Origin of the sequence: Hymenobacter sp. YC55, assembly GCF_029433095.1 — a bacterium.
Lineage (GTDB): Bacteria > Bacteroidota > Bacteroidia > Cytophagales > Hymenobacteraceae > Hymenobacter.
In genome coordinates this window covers 51,885-72,732 of sequence record NZ_JARNTX010000007.1, presented here as the reverse complement: position 1 = coordinate 72,732, position 20,848 = coordinate 51,885, and the positions used below count along the sequence as shown (strand labels likewise).

Annotated in this window: 17 protein-coding genes; 14 read left to right on the top strand and 3 right to left on the bottom strand. The window is 56.3% G+C overall.

The window, feature by feature from the left end:
- Positions 1-88: 88 nt before the first annotated feature.
- The gene (locus P1X16_RS27240; RefSeq protein WP_277235698.1) at positions 89-4,621 is read right to left on the bottom strand and encodes an IPT/TIG domain-containing protein; all 4,533 of its coding nucleotides are present in this window, start codon (positions 4,619-4,621) and stop codon (positions 89-91) included.
- Between the two features lie 638 nt (positions 4,622-5,259).
- Between P1X16_RS27240 and P1X16_RS27235 the strand changes: the two genes are divergently transcribed.
- The 4 genes from P1X16_RS27235 to P1X16_RS27220 all read left to right on the top strand — a co-directional run bounded on the left by P1X16_RS27235 (position 5,260) and on the right by P1X16_RS27220 (position 9,071).
- Positions 5,260-5,697 carry a hypothetical protein gene (locus P1X16_RS27235; RefSeq protein WP_277235696.1) on the top strand — a complete coding sequence of 146 codons (438 nt, stop codon included), beginning with the start codon at positions 5,260-5,262 and terminating at the stop codon, positions 5,695-5,697.
- A gap of 44 nt (positions 5,698-5,741) precedes the next feature.
- Complete coding sequence (locus P1X16_RS27230; protein ID WP_277235694.1) at positions 5,742-6,140, top strand: hypothetical protein; 399 nt, start codon at positions 5,742-5,744, stop codon at positions 6,138-6,140.
- Positions 6,141-6,699: 559 nt separating this feature from the next.
- Positions 6,700-7,269 carry a hypothetical protein gene (locus P1X16_RS27225; protein WP_277235693.1) on the top strand — a complete coding sequence of 190 codons (570 nt, stop codon included), beginning with the start codon at positions 6,700-6,702 and terminating at the stop codon, positions 7,267-7,269.
- An 818-nt stretch (positions 7,270-8,087) separates the two neighbouring features.
- On the top strand, positions 8,088-9,071 hold the full coding sequence (locus tag P1X16_RS27220; RefSeq protein ID WP_277235691.1) for an IS110 family transposase: 984 nt from the start codon (positions 8,088-8,090) through the stop codon (positions 9,069-9,071).
- A 350-nt stretch (positions 9,072-9,421) separates the two neighbouring features.
- Here the strand turns inward: P1X16_RS27220 and P1X16_RS27215 are convergent, their stop codons facing one another.
- Positions 9,422-10,243: a serine hydrolase domain-containing protein gene (locus P1X16_RS27215; RefSeq protein WP_277235912.1), complete on the bottom strand. Its 822-nt coding sequence runs from the start codon at positions 10,241-10,243 to the stop codon at positions 9,422-9,424.
- A 12-nt stretch (positions 10,244-10,255) separates the two neighbouring features.
- Positions 10,256-10,513, bottom strand: coding sequence for a hypothetical protein (locus P1X16_RS27210; RefSeq protein ID WP_277235690.1), 258 nt, complete (start codon positions 10,511-10,513; stop codon positions 10,256-10,258).
- Between the two features lie 638 nt (positions 10,514-11,151).
- Between P1X16_RS27210 and P1X16_RS27205 the strand changes: the two genes are divergently transcribed.
- The 10 genes from P1X16_RS27205 (at position 11,152) to P1X16_RS27160 (ending at position 20,817) form a co-directional block, all read left to right on the top strand.
- Positions 11,152-12,111 (top strand): glycosyltransferase family 2 protein, encoded by a 960-nt coding sequence (locus P1X16_RS27205; RefSeq protein ID WP_277235689.1) that lies wholly within the window; start codon positions 11,152-11,154, stop codon positions 12,109-12,111.
- Positions 12,112-12,411: 300 nt separating this feature from the next.
- Positions 12,412-13,515, top strand: coding sequence for a DegT/DnrJ/EryC1/StrS family aminotransferase (locus P1X16_RS27200; RefSeq protein WP_277235687.1), 1,104 nt, complete (start codon positions 12,412-12,414; stop codon positions 13,513-13,515).
- 127 nt (positions 13,516-13,642) lie between these two features.
- Positions 13,643-15,286 carry a hypothetical protein gene (locus P1X16_RS27195; RefSeq protein WP_277235685.1) on the top strand — a complete coding sequence of 548 codons (1,644 nt, stop codon included), beginning with the start codon at positions 13,643-13,645 and terminating at the stop codon, positions 15,284-15,286.
- A gap of 125 nt (positions 15,287-15,411) precedes the next feature.
- A complete protein-coding gene (locus tag P1X16_RS27190; protein WP_277235683.1) occupies positions 15,412-16,056 on the top strand; it encodes an acetyltransferase in 645 nt (214 codons plus the stop codon).
- Between the two features lie 19 nt (positions 16,057-16,075).
- Positions 16,076-17,215, top strand: coding sequence for a hypothetical protein (locus tag P1X16_RS27185; RefSeq protein WP_277235681.1), 1,140 nt, complete (start codon positions 16,076-16,078; stop codon positions 17,213-17,215).
- A gap of 143 nt (positions 17,216-17,358) precedes the next feature.
- Positions 17,359-17,880, top strand: coding sequence for a hypothetical protein (locus P1X16_RS27180; protein WP_277235679.1), 522 nt, complete (start codon positions 17,359-17,361; stop codon positions 17,878-17,880).
- A gap of 347 nt (positions 17,881-18,227) precedes the next feature.
- On the top strand, positions 18,228-18,785 hold the full coding sequence (locus tag P1X16_RS27175; RefSeq protein ID WP_277235678.1) for a TetR/AcrR family transcriptional regulator: 558 nt from the start codon (positions 18,228-18,230) through the stop codon (positions 18,783-18,785).
- Positions 18,786-19,107: 322 nt separating this feature from the next.
- On the top strand, positions 19,108-19,512 hold the full coding sequence (locus P1X16_RS27170) for a hypothetical protein (protein ID WP_277235676.1): 405 nt from the start codon (positions 19,108-19,110) through the stop codon (positions 19,510-19,512).
- A gap of 68 nt (positions 19,513-19,580) precedes the next feature.
- Positions 19,581-20,270 carry a class I SAM-dependent methyltransferase gene (locus P1X16_RS27165; RefSeq protein ID WP_277235675.1) on the top strand — a complete coding sequence of 230 codons (690 nt, stop codon included), beginning with the start codon at positions 19,581-19,583 and terminating at the stop codon, positions 20,268-20,270.
- A 394-nt stretch (positions 20,271-20,664) separates the two neighbouring features.
- The gene (locus P1X16_RS27160) at positions 20,665-20,817 is read left to right on the top strand and encodes a hypothetical protein (RefSeq protein WP_277235674.1); all 153 of its coding nucleotides are present in this window, start codon (positions 20,665-20,667) and stop codon (positions 20,815-20,817) included.
- Positions 20,818-20,848: the final 31 nt, after the last annotated feature.

Genomic DNA, 20,848 nt, shown 5'->3' with positions numbered 1-20,848 from the left:
CGGCGCCATGGGGCGTCATCTCTGGAAAACAAAACCTTGCTCACTTGCACCACGCTGGTAAAAGCGCACGCCCATCCTAGTGGTTGAGCTAGTACAAGGTGATCTTTTTAGTAACGGGTCCGCGCGAGGTGTGCACGACCAGCACGAACAGCCCGGTCGGGTTGCCCGCAAAGGTTAATAACTGCCGCAGTTCCGCTTGCCGACTCAAGTCGGTGGTAAAGAGCAGTTGCCCAAGAGCGTTGTAGACCTGCACCCGCTCGAGCGTAAAATCAGCTCGCTGCCACTCCAAGGTGATGGCCCCACGGGCCGGGTTAGGATAGACGCGCACGGCCTCGGCGGGCGTCAAGTCGAGTACGGTAAAGGCCTGGGCATTCTCGGCCTGCCCGCCGGTGCCGGCCATCGTCCAGAGACCAGAGCGCGCACCTCGGGGCACGCGCACGGTCGTGCTGGTGGCAGTGGCCGCCAGCACGGGCGCGGGTACGCCCCCCACATAGACGGTATCCGCCCGGCCTTCAACCAGAAAGTTTCTTCCCGTCAGGGTAACCACCTCGCCGACGCTGCCTTGCAGTGGCGAGAACGACGTGAGCACGGGTGGGGGCAGAAACGTGAAGTCGGTCAGAGACTGCACCGATCCGCCTGGGGTTACCAGGTGGAGTTTGCCGGTTTGGGCAGTTACTGGCACTCGCACTTGCAAGTGGGTGCTCGTGACCTGCAACACGGGTGCCCGGCCGCCTCCGAGCGTAACGGTGGAGCGGGCCGCGGGGGCAAACCCCGTACCCGTGACGGTAAGCAGGTCGCCGGCTTTGCCGCGGGCGGGGCTGAAGGAGGTAATTGTCGGCGGGTACCAAATAGTGAAGGGCTGCGCGCTGCTGACCCCGCCCCCGAGCGTGCGCAGCTGCACCAGCCCGGACGAAGCACCGACCGGTACCTGTACTTGCAGAGCCGTGGCGGAGGCTTGCAGCACTTGGGCCGGGATACCGTTGAACCAGACGGTATCCTGCGCGGCTACGGTCGAGAAGTGCGTACCGGTGAGCGTGATCAGGCTACCCACCACCCCCTCGTTGGGTTGCAGGGCCGTGAGCGTGGGCAACTGGTAAGCCTCAAAGGGCGCGATGCTACGAGTGGCCCCATCAGCTGTCACCACTTCGATCGGCCCGGGCGTGGCCCCGGCCGGTACGCGCACCGTTAACGTCGTGGCCGTGGCGCTCAACACCGGGGTATCCACGCCGTGGAAGCGGACGCGGTTAGCGGCGGCCGTCGGGGCAAAGCGGTGGCCCGTAAGCGTGACCAGCGTGCCGGCCCGACCCTGCGCGGGGGTAAAGGCGCGCAGGGTCGGTGAGACGATGACGTCTTGGGCGAGCAACTGCCCGGCCGGGTTTACCGTGGGCGGCACATCATAAATACGATTGAGCGTGGTGTTGGTGCGTACCGGCTCGTTGTAGTCGAAGTAGATGTCGGCAAAGTTCTCGATCTTGGTTTGCGGGGCTAAGCCTGCTTTAGGCTGCACGCTGAACTGCACGAAGCCGTTGCTGCCGAGCTGGTCGTGACTGCTGTCAGGCAGCAGAATGTTGTCGAAGGTAAACGTGAGGATAGGTTGGGTTTTGCCGCTCAGCTGCAGCCGGTAGGCATGCGAAGTGGCTCCCATCTGCAGCGTACTTGGGTCCAGATCCGCCGCCAGCGTGTCTACCACGACTACGCGGTATGCCACATCCGTGCCTGTATTCTGGAAGCGGACCTGGTAGCGCAAGGGCGTGTTGGTGGGCGTGTAATGCTGGGCGCTCACGCCGGCGGGCACCACTTGCTTGTCATTGGGGTCAAAGGAATCCACGATGGGCTGGCAGTCCACGGCGAGTTCGGGTTCCGCATCATCGGGAGGAAAGGCCTGCATGGCTGCACTCGGGGCGCCGGTGCTTGCCCGGCCTGCTAGCTCCACGTTGGCGCTGGCCAAAGCCTTGTAGGGGTGGCCCGCGGGCTGGTCGGATTCGAGGCGCACCACCCGGCCCGTGGCCGGCACGCGCAGCACCAAGCTGTCGTCGGCAGCCAGGGCGTAGCGGTGCACCAAGGCCAAGTCGGTATCCTGGTAGACCCGCAGGCTTAAACTGTCAGTGGTGGCGGCTGGGCCCGTATTGGTGAGGGTGAAGCGGGCCTGGTTACCCGGTTCGCTCGCGCCGTTTACTATGATGGCCGCTTGGTTCCAGGTAGGGGCCGCGGGCACGGGGTTAGCGGGCGTGATCCAGGCCTTGGTGCACACCGTCAATCCCCGCAGGGCGGGGTTGCCGCAGGCCACCGAGTCTTGCAAGGTGATGGTGCCCTGCTGGTTAGGCGCTAGCGTACCGACAGCAAACACGTAGTAGCCGCGCGCGTCGCGGGTGTACGGCCGGTCGGCGGCTACCAACACCACGTGCTCGGGCAGGGCTACCCGCACGCGGGCATCGGCCGCCGCGAGGAAGCCGGTGTTGCCGTAAGAAATAGTAGTGACATTGCGGAAACAGCGCCGCCGGCGGTTCGAAGCTACCTGCACGCTCAGACAAGGGGCGAGCGACACGGTATTAGCGAAATTAGGGCCATCCAGGCTGAGGCCTAGAGCGGGCACGCGGATCAGCGGGGAAGAGATGCACTGAGGCGTGATCACCCGCCCGGGCTGCGCGGCGAGCAGCGGGCGCACCGTGTAGGTACCGGTGTCCACGCGAATCGCGTAGTTTCCTGCTTCATCGGTAAGGCCATAGTAGTTGCCGGGCTCGGCTACCACCACGATGCCCGCCAGCCCGGGTTCCGTCGGTTGGCGGCGGCAATCGCCGTTCAATTCCTGATATACGTTGCCATAGAGTTGACTCTCACGCTGCTCTCCGTTCCCGGTCGAGTACGCGCAGATTAGATCCGACTCCAGGCGTAGGGTCAGCAGCCGTCCACCCGCGGGCTGGGCGCTCAGCGCGCTGACGGGCCCAAATTCATTGCGTAGACCCCGGCGCAGGCGGCCGCTCCGGTCCACAATCCGCACCGAGTCCCAGCCCGAGTGGCTCACATACATAGTCCCCGCCGGATCAATACTGAGCCCGACCGGATTGACAGGGTTAAAGTAGTTGCCGCGTACTGGGATATGCGTGGCCCGTAGCAACTGGCCGCCGGGGGAAAGCTGCTGCACCCGCGTACCCGCGCTATCGGCCACATAAAGCAACCCGAGCGCGTCAGTTGCCAAGCTCTGCGGCTGGTGAAACTGCACCCCGCCCGCCGCGCCCAGTGTTTGCAGCAGCTGCCCTTGTTGGGAGAGCTTGTAGACCCGCTCCCGGCCCCGGTCCGAAACGTACACCTGGTTGGCGGCATCGACGGTGAGCCCGCCCAGCGTCGACCAGGACTGGTCGAAAACGGGGTGGTGGATCCGCCGCAGAAACTGCCCCTGGCTGTTGAATTTCTGCAGGGTGGCCGCGCCGGAATTATCACTATTCTCTAGGGTGTAGACGTTGCCCTGGCCGTCCAGCGCCAGGCCCGCAAACCGGGGCGCTACGCCGCCGGTGTTGGGCTTGAACTGGCCGTTTGAATAACCCGGGCCCCCAAAGCGCAGCAATTCCTGGCCATCGGCCGCGCATTTAATAATCTGCTGGCGGTTCAGGTTATAGACGTAATACTCGCCCCGACTGTTTTGAGCTAAAAACAGCGAGCGGTTAGAGCCGCCCCAGCGGGCGAGTTCCGGGCCGACCGGATCAAATTTGAAAATAGTGGGGGTTTCCGCACGGTTACTCATCGCGCAAGCGTAGAGCTTGCCCTGCCGATCGAAAGTGAGCGTGAGCCGGCCGGCGAATACGTCAGTAGGGAAAGAAGCCTGGTAGGCTCCCGTAGCATCAAATTTATAGACCGGGGTGCCGCCTTCAATTCCCACGTAAAAATTACCCGCCGCGTCTCTGGCCAGCACCGGAACATCCCAGCCGCCCCCGAGGATATAGCCCCCGGCCTGGCGAACGGAAATAGTTTGCAGGACCTGCCCGGTCGGACTAAGCTTGGTAATGGTGTAATAATCGGTCAGCACGTAGGCATTGCCCGCGGCGTCGGTCTGCACATCCGTGAGTTTGATGTCGGCCCGCCCGGGCTGGCTGGTGAGTGGGGGTGCGTATTCCCACTGCAGTACACCTTGGGCGTTGAAGCGCACGAGCTTGGTCGTGGAGAGGGCATACACGTTGCCCGCCTCGTCGACGGTCAGGTTGCGCGGATTAAACCACGAACAGGGGCCCCAGGTGGGGGCTCGAAAGGTTTGCTGCAGTTGCCCGCGGGGAGTGAACTTGCGAATCTCGCCCGCGCCATAATCCGCCACGTAGAGGTTGTCGGCCTCGTCTATTGCCAAAGTTCCACCCTCGCAGGCAGTGAGAGGCCGCGTGTAATTCGCTTTGTTTACGTCTAGGCGCTCCACAAAGCGTCCCTGCGGATCGAGCTTGGTCACTATGCCCAACCGCAGAGAATAATACGGTTCCGCATCAAGGATAAACATATTGCCTTGCCGGTCGACAGCAATATCAGTGGGCGCAAACAGAGGCGTGCCCAGCACGCGTTCCAGGTGCAGGGATGCTGGAGCTTGGGCGAGCGTAAGAAAGGGCAAGAATAGGAGAGTAAGCCAGGGTAAAAGTTTAGCCATATAGTCGCTGAGCAAGCATAGCCTCCCCAGATTGGATACAATAAAAATGGAAGCAATAAGGCCTTTGTAGGCAATAGGTAGAGCGGCAGTAAAGCTATCTAATATTATGCAAATAGCATATGTTTTATCCTATTCTATGGCTATTGTAAAATAGCACCTATCCTGCCCTGACTACCTCTCAAAGCACTGCGGAAGAAACGTACTCCGCTATAACCGCTACCCAAATCGACCGCCTGTTGCTGGCGCAACTGCATCATTTGGCGAAAGCGAAGGCTAGTCAAAGCAACCTCCCATTACAGCGGATAAAGAGTGTTATCCGAGGTAATCAGGTATTGTGCAAGTAAAAGAGAAATAGTCATATAATGACCATTTTAGTGCAGTTATGCTCTGTCGAATGCCATTTTCGGTCATGTCCTTTATCCGCTTAGCGGAACGCGACGCGAATAGCTTTCTTTTGGTGCTGACTCCTCTGCTCCGGCGAATACCCACGCCTGTAAGGGTCGTGAGCAGCAGCGTAGCACGAGCAAGGGCGGTAAGTTGGTATCTAGCACCCGGCGCGTTAAGCCAACGCTTCCGTTGCTTGTAAGCTTCGGCCGAATGGGTTCTGTCCTTTTCCGCACCGGGCCGCTCGTCTGGCAATGGCCCCACTGTCAGCCAGCCGTATCCGGCGCGGGCAACGCGCCGGGCGAACCCGGCGCGTTGAGCCAGCAAAGCGTCCCGTTGACCCAGTGGAGTTGTCGTTGTCGGAGGGGCTTACCACCTTGCCGGAGCGTCTGGGCCCCGCTGCTGAGCGCTCGACCGTACATTCAGTTCGTTGCCTTCCCGCTATGGATTCCTTTGACGCGACCCGTTGCGCCAACAGTGCCGTTGCCGCCACCTGCTATGCCGACTTCCAGCGCTTGGTCGCCGCGGTCGCCGTCCGCTACCAGCCCTACTTACACGCGCAGGGCCTGGCCATTGACGAGTGCTACCACTTCAGCTTTCGCTATGCCAATGCGCGCCTGCAGATTAATGCCGGACTGCCTCACCCCTTGTATGAGCAGTTGCGCCAGTGCTTCATCGACAGCTTTGGGTGATTGCCTGCCCGGCTGCTTTTTCTCTTCCTCTTTCTTTTAACGCGATGCGTACGTGGATCAACAGCCCGGCGAGCCCCCGGCGGGGCCGCCCACCGAAGGCCAGCTCCGGGCCGAAAAATGAAGCAGCAACGGCGCCACTTCCGGACGAGGAAGTGGCCCCGAGCGGCTCGCTGGCCGTTCAGCAGCTCTTCGCTGGGCTCCGTCAGCTACAAGCGGCGCTCCCGGCCGGGCGAGAACTGCTGAAGGGCGAACTTGACTTGCTCCGGCAGGAACTCAGCCGACCCCAGCCGGAAAAAAGCATCTTGCATAAAGCCGTGGCCATCATCCGCGAGAAGGTGATTGAGCAGGGCGAGATCGAACTCAGCAACGCGGGGTGGGCTCTGCTGACGCGGCTAGACGACCTCATCGACCACTTGCCCGACGAGCAGGCCGCGAGTACATAGGGCGGGGCTCGATCCACCGAGAGCAGCCGGGACCTGCTTCGCCCCGCGTAGCCTGCGCTGCCCGGGGCGAGCCGCGTCGGGCAGCACCAGAATCCCACAGCAGCTTCCTTCCTGCGGGCGAGGTGACGGGGCGGCGGCATGCCCGTTCGGGAGGCCTTGCTCGCTTGGCAAGCCGTGGCCGCGGCCGGGGCTTCTCTGTTCGCGGGGGTCGGAAGCTGCCGCCGGAAGGGAGGGCGATTAAACTAGATGGTGGTCGGCCTAAAAAGCTTGGGTTTTCAACCCGCTTTTCCGTTTCTTTAACCCGTTTTTAACAACACGCTTTTCTTTTCTCACTCCAAGCCGGTTATCCCTGGTGGGCGCCGCCCATTTCCTTTCGTATCCGTTCCCATAGCAGGAGCCGAGTACTCCGACACCCGTACGATTCGTCTCTGGTTACTGCTTCGTTTCCGTTCCGCTTGCAGCTCGAGCGACTGCTCAGCCCGGGGCTTATGCTTCGGTAATGCCCTGCTCGTCCCTTACCCGCTGCTCCTTCTTTACCCCGTTCTTGTAGTGCTTGCTCATGGCTATTTTGTTGTCCGCCCGCTTGCGCCGCAACCAGGCGCGGTTGCACACCCTGCGCTTCGACCCGACCTCGGAAACAGGGGAGCTGGAACTGCTCGAAATTCTGGTGGCCACGCTCGAGGATCTGCAAGGCCTGTATCCCGACTACACGCCCGAAGGGGCGCGCTATGCGCTGCTGCAACACCTGGCCGTGCTCGACTTACAGCACCAGGCCCAGTTGGAGTCGCCTCTTTTCCTCACCCACGCGGTCAATTGGGACTACACCCGGCAGGCGCCGCCGCCGACCAGCAAGTACCCCGCCTCCACTCGCTTCCTACCTACCCCGACTGTTCATCCATACGCTTGTTGCCCCCCTTATGGCTCCTGGTTACCGCCCCGAATCCGCTCGCTGGTACAATCAAACGTGGCTCGTGTTGCTGCTGTGCGTGCTGGTGTTACCACTCGGCTGCTACGGGCTGTGGCAGTCGCGGATGATTCCGCCCCCGGTCAAGGCGTTCCTAGTCGGGGTCAGTATCTATTTGCACTACGTCCTCGCCCGGGCGGTGCTCAACTCGTTCTAACCGGCTAAGATGTCCTCTTTCCCTTCCCTGCTGATTCATACGCTCCCTGATGCCGACGGCAGTTGGTGCACGCTTACCCTAAAAGAAACCGACGGGTGGCTGCGCGCCACCTGAGGCGGCTACGTCGACCCGCTCGAAGCGCGACGCGGCGCGAGGGCTACCGGGCTGCGGACCGCCCGTTCCACTGCGCCTACTTGCTTAACGACAACCTGGCTTTGCAAGGCCCCTGACTAGCTTTTTACAGCAATCCCCAACTCTGGTTCACGGTGCACAAAGGCGTGGCCATAGGCACCGAGCTGAATACATTCTACCACGTATTGAGTTCGGACGGTGCCCTGCAGCTGTATCCCACCATGGGGATTAAACACCAGTTTTAAGTTGCGGCCCGGCATCTGGCAGCGCTGACCCAGCGGCCAAAGGGGGGGGTAGTAGATGCTGGTGTGCTGCCCAAAGCGCGGAATAGAATACGGGACGTGGACGAATTAACTTGCCTTATGAGGCATAGACTCATTGTTGAGTAACGAGGTAGGTTTACTTATCGCTACCCATTTGTAGCGAGCACAATCAGATAATTATTGCCTAGTTGGATACGATTCGTAAGAGTTATCCTATGTTCGTTTCGCTGTTCTAATTAGCATTGGTGAAAAGGAAAAGGGAGGAGTAAGATTTCAAAGTTATAGAGCGTGCGAGCTCGTGTATCATGACAATCCCCTTCCTTTTCTAGCGTTACTTCGAACAGTTCCATAAGGCCCCAGAGCCTGCAGCAGGATAGCGAAAGACGCGCTAGAATTCCTTTCTCTACTTCCTCCCCTTCTTGTTCCACACTATGGTTACTTCTGTCCCGCTCCCCGTCGTTGGTCTTGATGTGAGTAAAACTTCCCTGGCAGTATGTTACCAGGTCGAGCAACAGGTGAAACACCTGGAGGTCAGCAACAGCAAAGCCGGTTTTCAGCAACTGCTGAAGAGCTGCGGTCCTACTTGTTTGTTCGTGCTCGAAGCTACTGGTACGTACTATCTTGCCGTGACCTACTATCTGCATGAACAAGGTGGGCAGGTGGCCGTGATCAATCCGCTCGTGATCAAGCGCTTCATCCAGATGCACTTAGGCAAAAGCGACCGCAAAGATGCCCAATGGTTGCTGCACTACGGCCAGCAACAGGTGGTCAAGACCTGGCAGCCGGATGAGCAAGTAGTAGTTGAATGCCGGCAGTTGGAACAGGTCAACGAGCAACTGCTGAAGCAGAAAACGATGGTTAGAAACTCCCTGGAAGCCTTGCCGCAACAGCCCGTAGTAAGCAAGCAGGCTCTCCAACAGCTACAGCACACGCTGACACTACTTACTCAACAAGCAGAAGCAGTGGAAACACAGCTGCTGAGCTTATTAGCGGAACGCTTCGGGCTGGAAATAGACCTGTTGTGCTCGGTTCCAGGCCTTGGACGTAAGACCGCGAGTATGCTGCTCTTGTTCGCTGGCGGCTTCGCTCACCTGGACAACTACCGCCAACTCATTGCCAAAGCAGGTCTCTCACCCCACGAGCATAGCTCGGGGACGAGTGTGCGGGACAAGACACGCATCACCAAAATGGGCGGAAGTTTGATTCGGAGCAAGCTGTTTATGTGTAGTTTCTCGGCCAAGAAAAGGAATAGCGCGTGCCAAGCGCTATATAATCGACTGGTAGCCAAAGGCAAGAGTGGGAAGTTGGCCCTGATTGCCGTCTGTAACAAGTTGCTCAAGCAAGCATTTGCTATTGTTGGATCGGGGGTGCCCTACCAAGCGGATTTTACCTCAAAAATGCCCCTAAACGCTTGACTTTTAACACAGTTCATGATACCTAAGTTGGGCGGATGAGCACTACTCACCCTTCTCCTTATGTTGACTTCGATTGACTATTGAGAGATAAAAGACCTCGTACGCCTACTGGAGTGTTCACCCGGTCTCCCCAGGCCAGAGAAAGTAGTAGCAAGGCAACGTTCTGATCAGGGCGTTGCCTCTTGTCTAGTTAGGGCGATTGCGTTTTTGTAGCACGAGGGGCGGCGGACTACCAGGGGCTCAGCTGAAAGCAGGCGGGACCGATCACCAGCACTTTCGCCGTCCTCGCTGAGGTAGCAACCGGAAACAAGCACCTACTGTCAGCTCCCGATCCACGGGTAGCTTCCGATTTACTGCTCCCACAAAATGTCGGCGATGCGCAAAGCCACCGTTTTGGGGTAGGCATTGTCGGCATTGGTTAAGACGATGATAGCTGTGTTGCTATCCATAAAGCGAAAGTAGCTGCTCGTAAAGCCGGGGATGGTGCCATCGTGGTGCACTACGGGCCGCTGCTTATATGTGCTGACGTCCCAGCCATAGCCATAGTATTCCACCGAGCCTTGGGTGACGGCGGCAGTCGAAACGGTATCCTGCCACATTTGTGCCCACTGGCTTGCCGAGAGTACTTGCTGGTGTTGGATAAGCAGTTCCCAGCGCAGCAGATCCTCCACACTAGAGAGAAAAGCCCCGCTCGGGCGCAAGGCCAAGTAGTTTTTGGCATTGGACAAGCCTTGGCCTTCCTTATACACGTACCCAGCGGCACAGTCCGCGACAATCCCCGAAAAAGTGGTCGTGCGGGTGTGGTCTAGGCCGTAGGGGGCAAACAGGCGTTCCTGCATGAAAGCAGGGAATGTGCGGTGGGAGCGCTGGCGAATGATGTCGGCGAGCATAAAGTAGCCTAGGTTGCAATAGCGCCACGCCGTGCCCGGCTCGAACAGCAGCTTGCTGTTATAGGCGCCTTTGATCAGAACCGAGTCAGGCTGCTCTTTCATATTGTCGAGCAAGGGCGAGTCCCGCGGTAGGCCCGAGGTGTGCTGAAGCAAGTGGCGAACGGTGATCTTGTTCCAAGACGGGGGAGCCCCTCTGAAAAAGAGCGGGAGCGAATCGGAGAGCGTGAGCTGGTGTTCTTGGACCAACAACAGGATGGCCGTCGCCACCATTTGCTTGCTGATCGAACCGATTTTCTACACCGACCGGGGGGAAGCCAACACGCCTAGTTCCACGTTCGTGCGGCCATAGCCCTTGGTCAGCACCACGTGCCCGTTCTTGATGATGCCCAGGGAGAGCCCTACGACGTGTTGCTGCCGCATTTCTTGCGCAACGGCACTGTCGATGGCCATTCGCTCTCGCCGGGCCAGTGAGGGCTTGGCGGGCGGGGGTACGGGTGCAACAGCAGAGAAGAAGGACAGGGCAACAACGAGAAAGGCGACCAGTGCTTTCATCAACAAGCGGGTGGAAGTAGGCAAATCAAGTAACAGGGCGGTCCTGATGGTAACGCAGACCCTCCGCTCGTGCTTCGTCGGGAGCAGGGCAATACTTGCTGACTGGAAGGTAGGGCGCACCCCGACTACTGCCAACCCGGCCCTTCGTTACAGGCGCCCTTACATTTTAGCAGCCTTATCTTTCTTACCCTCTGCAAATAAAGTTGTCTAACAAGTGGTCAAAGGAACCTTGGTGCGCCAGTCATACCGCTTGGCCGGTAAGTACTTTCCAACGACTTAGGCATCGTATTAGTGGTACCATTACGTAAACTCCAGCGGCGCCAACTCTTTGGACTACATCAAAGAATATGTAGCAACGGCGTGGAGCTAATTTGCTAGCTGTAAAGACTTAGTAACACAGACCAATACCTTAATTCTAAGGGACTTTCCGGTTAGGGCATAGCTAGCTTTAGCAATAAGGTGCTCCAGTAAGCATACCCTCATTTGCCAAGGCCGAGATTTTACAATCATATTATGTAAAATTTATTCATAAATTTATATAAATTTTAATTTTTTAAAGGGGTGTAACGTCCTCCAATTGGTAGCCTGCGTATTGAATTCGACTTACTCGTGCTGTTGATGTGGTCAAAGAAAAGCTCATGCATAAGGTTACTGTGTTATTGGCGACTTATAACGGAGCAGAATTTGTTGGTGAGCAAATTGAAAGCATCCTCAAGCAAACGTATACTAATTGGCAATTGCTGATTCGCGATGATGGCTCTTCGGATGAGACAGCCCTGATATTAGCTCGGTATCAGGCATTATTTCCCGAATCCATAGCGGTGATTGATAATTATGGCCGTCGATTGGGTAGCGCGCTTAATTTCAACTGCTTGTTACAGCACGCCAAGCAGGAAGACTACCTTATGTTTTGTGACCAGGATGATTATTGGATTCCTAGTAAGATAGAATTCACCCTGCGACAAATGCTTGTCCTGGAGAAAAAACACGGCAAATCGTACCCGTTGCTGGTGCACACCGGCTTTCGGTACGTAGACGCCAACTTGCGCACTATTTACTCGAAGAAAAACTTTAGCGCCTTGAAACTAGCCGATCTCAAGCTTTCCCATTTACTGGTCCAAAACCCCGTGTATGGCTGTACTACTATGATAAACAGGACCTTAGTTAAGTTAGTCGATGCCGTACCCACCGTTGCCGAAAGCCATGATTACTGGATTGCCATGGTCGCTAGTGCCTTCGGGAAAATCAGCTACTTAAGCGAGAAAACTGTTTTATACCGCCAACATGGAAATAATATTTCCGGTAGTTTCAAAGACAGCACTTTCCTTAACCGATTCAAGAGAATAGTTATTGAAAAGAAAATGCTCCGGGATTTAACTCGGAAAATTCTTATGGCCAAGGAATTTAGTTACACGTACGCCGAGCGGCTAGACAACCAACAGAAATTACTGCTTGATAACTTTATTGAGTTAGCTAAAACCAAAAGCCTGTTGCTGTTTTATCGAAATGCCAAGAGTGGTGTTCGCAAACAGACCCTAGGTCAAACATCACTACTTTATATTAGCATGTTGCTATTTAAAAATCCTAAAGCTATCTAATCTTAGCTGATCTTCCATTTTGCAAAATTTACGAGCTTCACAAAAGTCGTAAGCACAAAGAACAAAATTTATTTAGTAGTGATATTTACTGACGAGCTTAGCCTCATTCTAACATTGGTTCAAGCGAAGGATCTGTTAGGATCAGTGGATTACAGCATCTAATCAATATAAAACTTAACTATTTAAAGAGGGCTTTATATTGAATCCTGCTTGGATAGGTTGCCATAACGTGGGGTTATTTTTATCATTTTCCAATATTGATTGGTACTTTAGTAACTCGCTAACCTTTTTCCTACTGCTTTGATTTATGTTACGCATTCGTATCTGCCCCCGCTTGAGGAATATGTTTCCTATCTAACTGGCATTTGGGAGCGAAACCAGCTCACCAACAACGGACCGTTGTTGCTTGAACTCGAGGGCCAGCTGAGTGCTTACATGGGTGGGCCTTGCGTCCAGTTCACTTCCAACGGCACCATTGCGCTGCAGTTGGCCATTCAAGCCTTGAACTTAACGGGGGAAATTATTACCACGCCTTTCTCGTACGTGGCCACCACCTCGGTTATCCTGTGGGAAAAATGTACGCCCGTCTATGTTGATATCGAAGAAGCCACCTTCTGCATAGACGCCGATAAGATAGAAGCTGCCATCACGCCGCGTACCAGCGCCATTCTCGCCACTCACGTGTACGGCTATCCCTGCGACGTCGTTAAAATCGAAGCAATTGCCCAGCGTCACCAACTGAAGGTTATCTACGATGGCGCGCACGCTTTTGGTACCAAAGTCGCGGGTCGCTCGCTGCTCACCTACGGTGATCTGACGGCGTGCAGCTTTCACGCAACCAAGCTCTTTCATACCGGCGAGGGTGGGGCCCTGATCGCGCATACCGACGAGTTGGCCAAGAAAATTTGGCTTTTGAAATCGTTCGGTCACTTCGGTGATGATCACATGCTGCTGGGCATTAACGGCAAAAACTCGGAATTCCACGCGGCTCTGGGCTTGTGCATGTTGCCGCGGGTTACTGAGCTTATCGCCACGCGCGCCCAGCTCTACCAACTCTACCACCACGAACTCGCCGGCTTAACGCTACGCTACCCTGTTATGCCCGCCGGGATAGAATACAATTACGCCTACTTTCCCGTGGTATTTGAAAACGAGGCGCAACTGCTGGATATCAAGCAACTGCTGGCGGAAAACGAGATTGATGCCCGCCGCTATTTTTTCCCCTCCCTCAACCACCTGCCCTACGCGCCGAGCGAGAGCTGCCCGGTAGCCGAAGATATTGCTACCCGCGTCCTCTGTCTGCCTTTCTACCCGCAGTTGCCACCAGTGCAAGTCCGCCGGATAGCCGGCTTAGTGCGGGCGGGCTTGACCAGAAAACTGCCCGTGGTCCCCTACACCGCCTAGAGCATTTCTCGGCCGGAAGCGGCCAGTAGCAAGGGGGCCCTGGCCTGGCCCGACCCGGCAGGAGCCTGCCTTAGGGCCAAAAGTAGGCAACCTTATTTTCCATCACCTAGCATCCTTCACTCAGGTAATGATCACCGATCAACTTCAGCGCCCGGTTGCGGAAGGGATATTCGCCAAAGCGTACCGCATAATCCGCAAAGCCTACGACAAGCAAATTGACGGCACCGGCTTAGCCTTGTTCCGCATTGTGTTCAGTGCCGTACTACTCGGCGAGGTTGTTAACTTGTTTTATTTCCGGGAGCTGATCTTCGATGCCGTGCCCTTTATCGAGCCCTCGGAAATGAGTTTTGCCGGCCCCTTAGTCTTGTGGATGGGGGCGGTTGTGTTGCTGCTGCTCGGCTGGTTTACGCGCGCCGCGGCCATCGCCAACTACGTGTTTGTGCTGCTGTTCTTTTCGTCGGTGCGCACCTACGTTTACATGATGACCCCGGTTTACGTGAGCATTAGTTTCCTGTTCCTGTTTCTGCCCATTGGGCAGTGCCTGTCCTGGGACCGGGTCTGGCGAACGGTGCGCACGGGTACTCTTTCTCCGCCGCCCCGCACGGTTAGCCAACTCGCCTACTACGTACCCGTCATCGTGGGTATTGCCTTCGTTTACTTTGATTCCACTCTCTACAAGCTGACGGCGCCCCTGTGGCTGAAGGGACTGGGGATGTGGAAGCCAATGTCTTCGCCGTTTGAAATGGGGTCCAACGGCACCTTCATCTTGAATCAGGAAGGGCTGGTTAAGTTTTTAGGCTACCTAACGTTGGTGTTCGAGTTCTTTTTCTTGTTTCTGTTTCCTTTCCGCAAATTTCGGGCGGGGCTGATGGTCATTGGGATAGGGCTGCACGTGGGGGTACTGCTGTTTTTCAATCTGCCCTTCTTCGCCCTCGGTTTTGGTTCTATCTATTTGCTGATGGTGCCGGTTTCGTACTGGCGCCGCTGGTTCAAGGCCCGGCCGGACCGGGGCCTGGCGGCCTGGCTGCTGCGCCGCCCCCGACTGCGCCGCTTAATTGAAGCTAGTTCTCACCGGCCGGCTAGTAGTACCCCGAGGGGGGCTGTTGATCAAGCCGCCACCACTCAATACGCGGATGCCAGCGCGGGCACCGCCCTGCGTAAACTGAAACTGGCGGGTCTAACGACAGGAATAGTGGGGCTAACGCTGATGCAGGGCGCCGTCTCCTACAACTCCACCCTAGCGCAGGTGCTGCGCGAAAAATCCGGCTTCGACCACACGCTTGTTGGCCAGGGGTTGGCCCGTCTTACCATGGCGTCCACCGTGCCCTCGCGCAAGTTTTTGGGCATCACCAATCACCCGATTGCGCTCGACGAGCATTTCGCGGGGTACACGCGCATTGTGGCCGTTACCTACGTCGGCGCCGACAGCGTCGAGCGCTTTCTACCCATCATTCGGCCCGATGGGCAGCCCGGAGCGTACCTCTACGGCGTGTTGTGGCTGAAATGGACCTACGACATCGTTACGAAAAAAATCGACCAGGCCCGCCTGGAAAAAGGCATCCGCACCTTCACGGCTTTCTGGGCCACCAAAAACCACGTGGACTTAAACCATTGTCAATTCAAGGTGAAAGTCAAGAAAATCCGGGAAGCCACCGAGTGGGAACCTGACTTCCTGGAAAAGCAACGCGCAGCCCCCTGGATTGAGGCGGGCGTGGTTAGGTGGGAAAATCAGCAGTTCACTGCTCAACTCGCCGATATACCCACTTTGTAATTCGCAAGATTTGATCAGCGGTAGCTGGGAACGAGAGTGGCCCACCGCCGGCGTAACGGCCGCCAGCAGCGGTGAGAGCAGTGGTACTGTAATAGGATTTAAAGGCGAAAACTAAACGAAATTTTATGCTAATCGCGGGTGCCAAAGGGTTTGCAAAAGAAGTGTTCGAGTTGATTTACTTAACCAACGAGCAGGCTCACCTAGCCTTCTTCGACAACGTATCGACGGATTTGCCGCCGCACCTCTACGAGCGGCAGCCAGTACTGCAAACCGAGGAAGAAGCTCAGCAGTGGTTTAGCCAACACGGCCAGCAGTTCGTGCTCGGAATAGGCAACCCGAAAGTGCGGCGGTTGCTGGCCGCCAAACTGCGTAGTTGTGGGGGCGTGTTAACGTCTATTATTTCTCCTAAGACCTCTATCGGCGTATTTGGGATTGAAATCGGCGCCGGCAGCACGATAATGGAAGGCTGTATTCTCACTACCGACATCGGGGTAGGGGAAGGCGTGCTGCTGAACGTATGCTGCACCATCGGCCATGATAGTGTGATTGGCGACTATTGCGAGCTAATGCCGGGCACCCGGATTTCAGGGCACGTGCACATCGGAGAGAACTGCGCCATCGGCACCAACGCCATCCTTTTGCCCGGCGTTACAATTGGGGCCAACACCGTCATTGGCGCCGGTAGCGTAGTCACCAAAGACGTAGAAGCCAATGTGGTGGCGGTGGGCGCCCCGGCCAAAGTAATCAAACGCCTGGAAAGCGTGTCTTAGCCTTAATACTAGCAAGCAGATGCAGAAGGCCCGGGAGTCAAGTTTGGCGGCACAAGTAAAGCAGCGAGCCACAAAGTTTCTGCGGCAGCCCCTGCGCATGGCCGCTCTGCTAACCCTGCAGCCCTATTTTCATGTGCTGCAGCGTCGGCGGTTGCAAGCTATGCTCCCCAATGCCCCGCACGTGGTAGTGATGCTCGTGCCCGGCACGGATTCCATCAGCGGGGGGATCTTATCTATTTACGCTTTTTACTGCGCTACCCGAACCTTGTTAGGCGCTAAGGCGAGCGTACTACTGGCTACCTACCCCAACAAACTGACGTCGTTGCGTTACCGCTGGTTCCGTAACGACGGCCAATTGATCCGGTTCAATTTAATTTTGGACGTCCTCCGGCCCCAGCAAGCAGTGTGCCTACACCTGCTTGAGTATTACGTGCCGTACTTTCTGCGAGAGTTAACGCCCGCGCAAACCAGCAAGTTGCGGGCTCTTAAAGACTTGCACATCAACGTGATGAACCAAAACATCCAGTTGATGCCGGCACCGGAGGTCATCGAGCAGCTGCGGCAGCTAACGCCCCACCTGACCATTACAACCGCCCATAGTAGCTATACTACGCCGGCCCTGCGCCAACTCTATGCCGCCCCGACGCACTTGCTTAGCGCCTGGTTCGAGCAGCAGGAAATTGAAGTGGTGCCTTACCAGGGCAAGGAAAACATTATGATGGTGTCCCCGGATGAGCATCCCGACAAAGTGAAAATACTGGCCCGGATTCGTCAAGCTTTTCCCACGCTCCAGCTAATCGTCATTGAAAACATGAAGTACGACGACTTCAAAGTGTTGGAAGCCAAAGCGAAATGGTCGATTTCTTTTGGGGAAGGGTTTGACGGCTACACTATTTTCCCCGTGCTCAAAGGGGGGGTCTCGTTTACGGTCTACAACGAGGACTTCTTTCTGCCCAAGTACCAGGCGGTTCCCACGTTCTACGCTTCCTACGAGGCCTTGTACGAGAATATTATAGCGGACATGCACCGGCTGGACCAGGAGTCGGCTTACGAAACGTATAATAGTGAAGTCGCCGCCCTGTGCCGGCCAGATCACAGCTACGAAAAGTATTTACAGCGGGTAGAGGCTTTCTATCGTCAGGAATATACGTTGCCCTAAGTTAGGCGCGTTGTTAAATCCTACCATTTGAGTGTACACCCGTTCCTGCTCTGACGAACGCTTTTTCCTAACGGCCAACTGTCAGAGCGAATTAAGTAGAACCTTGTTGCCAGACTACGAAATGTACTACCTGCTAGAGCCGTATGAAGCCCAGATGGATTTATAGCGAGTGCAAGATTTACGTGTGCAACTTTATCGTTTCTTACATCCCCATCCTGCTGGTGAGGCTGTTTTACTACCGGCACATCATGAGTTATAAAATTGGTAAGGGAAGCTGTATTGGCAAGGGTTGCAAATTCAATGGCTCGGGCATGTTAAGCATCGGGGAAAATACCATCGTCAACGAGGGCTGCCGGCTGGATAACCGGGCCAACATTGTCATTGGCAAGAACGTTACTATTTCGCCGGAAGTAAAGTTGTTAACGGCCGACCATGATATGAATCACCCGCAGTGTAAAGGTCGGGAGCGAGGTATTGTGCTCGAAGATTTCGTTTTGGTTGGAGCTGCCGCCATGGTGTTGGGGGGCGTTCTGATGAAGAAGGGATCGGTATTGGTCGCTCACTCGCTGTTAATCAAATCAACTGAAGCCTTCGGAGTCTACCAGGGCCTGCCGGCGGTATATCAGAGTCAACGTAGTCAAAATCATGAGTATAGCAAACGCTAGCAGCCTCAGTAGCACTCACTGCCTTTGGGCGGTGACCATTACCACCAACTGAAGTCGAGGAAGGCCAAAGCTACCGTATTCGATTACCCCCACCTTGCACTAAACCAATAATGGAGCCCCTGCTAACGCAGAGTTAAGAGCAATAAAAGCACCTTGCTTGTTTTTAGATAACGATTTTAGTTTACTTATCGCTACCTATTAACGCGAAGTACAAAGTCGCTTTAGCACTTGACCTCACCTATCGTTGCTTGTTCTTAGCTTAAGAAACTAGATATATCGCCATAAAGCACTAAAATTTGCTACGTTTATGTCTCACAAGTGAGACATATTGTGTACTTTTGCTGTACATGACCCGCAGCACCGAGCAAGTTATCGTCGACTCCGCCATTCTTGTTTTTAACGAGGATTACTCTGCCCCTCTGGAAAAGGTGGCCGAGCGGGCGGGCGTTACCCGCCGCACGCTGCATCGCTACTTCACTGGCCGAGAGGAATTACTGGCTTGCTGTGCCCGCGATATGCAGCGCAGTTGCCGCGAGGCCTTGACCCAGGCACTGACTAGCTCCCCTGACCCCGTGGTCCAGCTCGAGCACATGCTCTACGCGGGCATTGACTGCGGGGCCAAGTACGCGCTGTTCACCAAGCTCCACAGCCGACCCGAACACCAGCACGCCCCTAGGCAAGCAGCGGACTGCGCCGAGTACGACAGCTTACAGGCCCGCTGCCGCGCCGTTATCACGCGCTTGCAGCAGCAGGGGCGCATCAGCCCGCACCTGACGGCCGAATGGGTGCTGCTGCTGCTAAGTGGGGTGGTAAAAACCACGATCGAGGCCCGGGCGGCGGGCACTGCAGGTGCCCACTTGTCGCAGTTTGCTTGGTTCTCGTTTAGTAAGGGCATCGGGCTGTGAGTTTTTTTGCATGCACGTGTCTCACAAGTGAGACATTCACTTTATTTCGTTTGCTTATGGAACCGCAAATAGCCGTGGAAATAGTGAGTATTGGTGGCAGCTACGTCGGGTTCTCGCCGCCCCTGCAACCAGAAAACTACTACCTGCCTAGTAAGTGCTAACCTACCAGTGGTACAGCTAGAGCACTACTCTCCAGGCATCTGGCGCTCCCCTGCGGCAGCAGAAGCCGATAGAGAATAGTCCGCCACCGGCGGCTAACCCCGTCCTACTTCTTATTTGCTACTTCCCGAACGGGCAGAATGTACTATTAAACTTGAATGGCATGCCCCTTCTTCCTTGCATCACGTGTTTGCTGGCTTACCTCGAGGACGGCCTTTGTTGCCTGGCTGAACGCGTGTTTGGTAAAGACCAACCACGCACGGTTGCGCCGACCATTTCCGCCCCAGGTGGAGCGAGCAACTGGGAAGCTAGCTCGACGTTGGCGGAGCCTCGGGTATACCGGGTGCGTTATCAGCTCACCGAGGCGGTACTGCGCGAGGGCCGGGTGGTCGCCTCCTATGTGGTACCGTGCGTTCGGCTCTTTGACACCGAGGAGCTGACTGTGATTTGGGCGGAGCTGGTGGACGAACTCGGCCCCTCGCCGTATCGGCTGGGCTTGGAGATCCTAGCCGTTGACGCCTATCTCCCACCGGTTCGCCCCGCCACGCCTAGCTGGTCCGGCGCGTAGCTCCCGGCGGATATCTCCAGGGGGGCGCAACAACCTTTTCTCTCATTTTTTCACTTTTCTCCTTGTTTATGCTTCCCTTTTCTGATCCTCAGGCGGTCGCGCGCTACGCGGAGCGCCCGCCGCGCATCGTGCCCGGCTTCGCCGACTTACACCGCATGAGCGCGCTGCTGCTGGCCGAGCGCACGCCCGCTGCCGGGCGCATCCTAGTGGTCGGCGCCGGCGGGGGCCTGGAAGTAAAGGCGTTTGCCGAATTCGCGCCCGGTTGGCATTTCACCGGCGTCGATCCCTCAGCGGAAATGCTGCGGCTGGCTCAGGCTACCCTCGGTTCGCTGGCCAATCGGGTGCACCTGCACGAAGGCTATATCGACACGGCCCCGGAAGGGCCTTTTGATGCTGCCACTTGCTTGCTGACCTTCCATTTTCTGCCCCTGGAAGAGCGGCGCCGCACGTTGCAGCAGATTCTGCGCCGGCTCCAACCGGGTGCCCCCTTCGTGGTCGCCCATCACAGCTTTCCCCAGCACGAGCCCGAGCAGGCGCAGTGGCTGGCGCGCTACGCGGCCTATACCGTGGCCCAGGGGGCCGACCCAGCCCAGGCGGCGGCCGGCAGCGCCATCATGGCCACTCGGCTCTCGGTCCTGTCGCCGGCCCAAGACGAAGAACTGCTGCGAGAAGCGGGCTTTGTCGACGTGAGCCTCTTCTACGCCGGCTTCACCTTTCGGGGATGGGTAGCTTACAAGCCGCACTTGGCTGTGCAATAAGCGTATCATTTGTTGAGGGTGCGTTTAAGTAATGATACAACACCTTATGACTTCCCTTGCGCGAGTGCTTCTCCGAAGTTGCTTGACCGGTTTCATGACCAGCCAACTGGAATTCAATGGCTTGACAATGGTGCTTTAGCTCGCTTGTCTGTTCAACTTAGGTAGACGACCTTCCAACCTGGAGAATTCCGTCGTTCACTGATGGACAATCTTTTCCCTTTATGCTAGGACGCGCCAAGATGGGAACCGTTTACCTCTGAGATAGGTGCTGGCATCAACGAGGAGGATGCCTCATTACCGTTGCCGAGTTGAATGCAGTGCCCCAACTCGTATTTGCCTCCTTCTGTGCTACGTCGTATATTCCCATCATTCCTCGTATTGTTATCCTACGGCGATGCGCACTTTCCTTTTTCTACTGCTGCTGGCCCTCTTTCTTTACAGCCCCTGGGGGCCGAGTTGGGGCAAGTTTGCGGTGAACATGAGTCTCATCGTGTATGTGTCCGGCAAGATTTTCAAGCACGTTCCGCGGGGGCGCCATTATGAGTAGAATAGTAAGAGGATAGATTTGCTGTTATTTT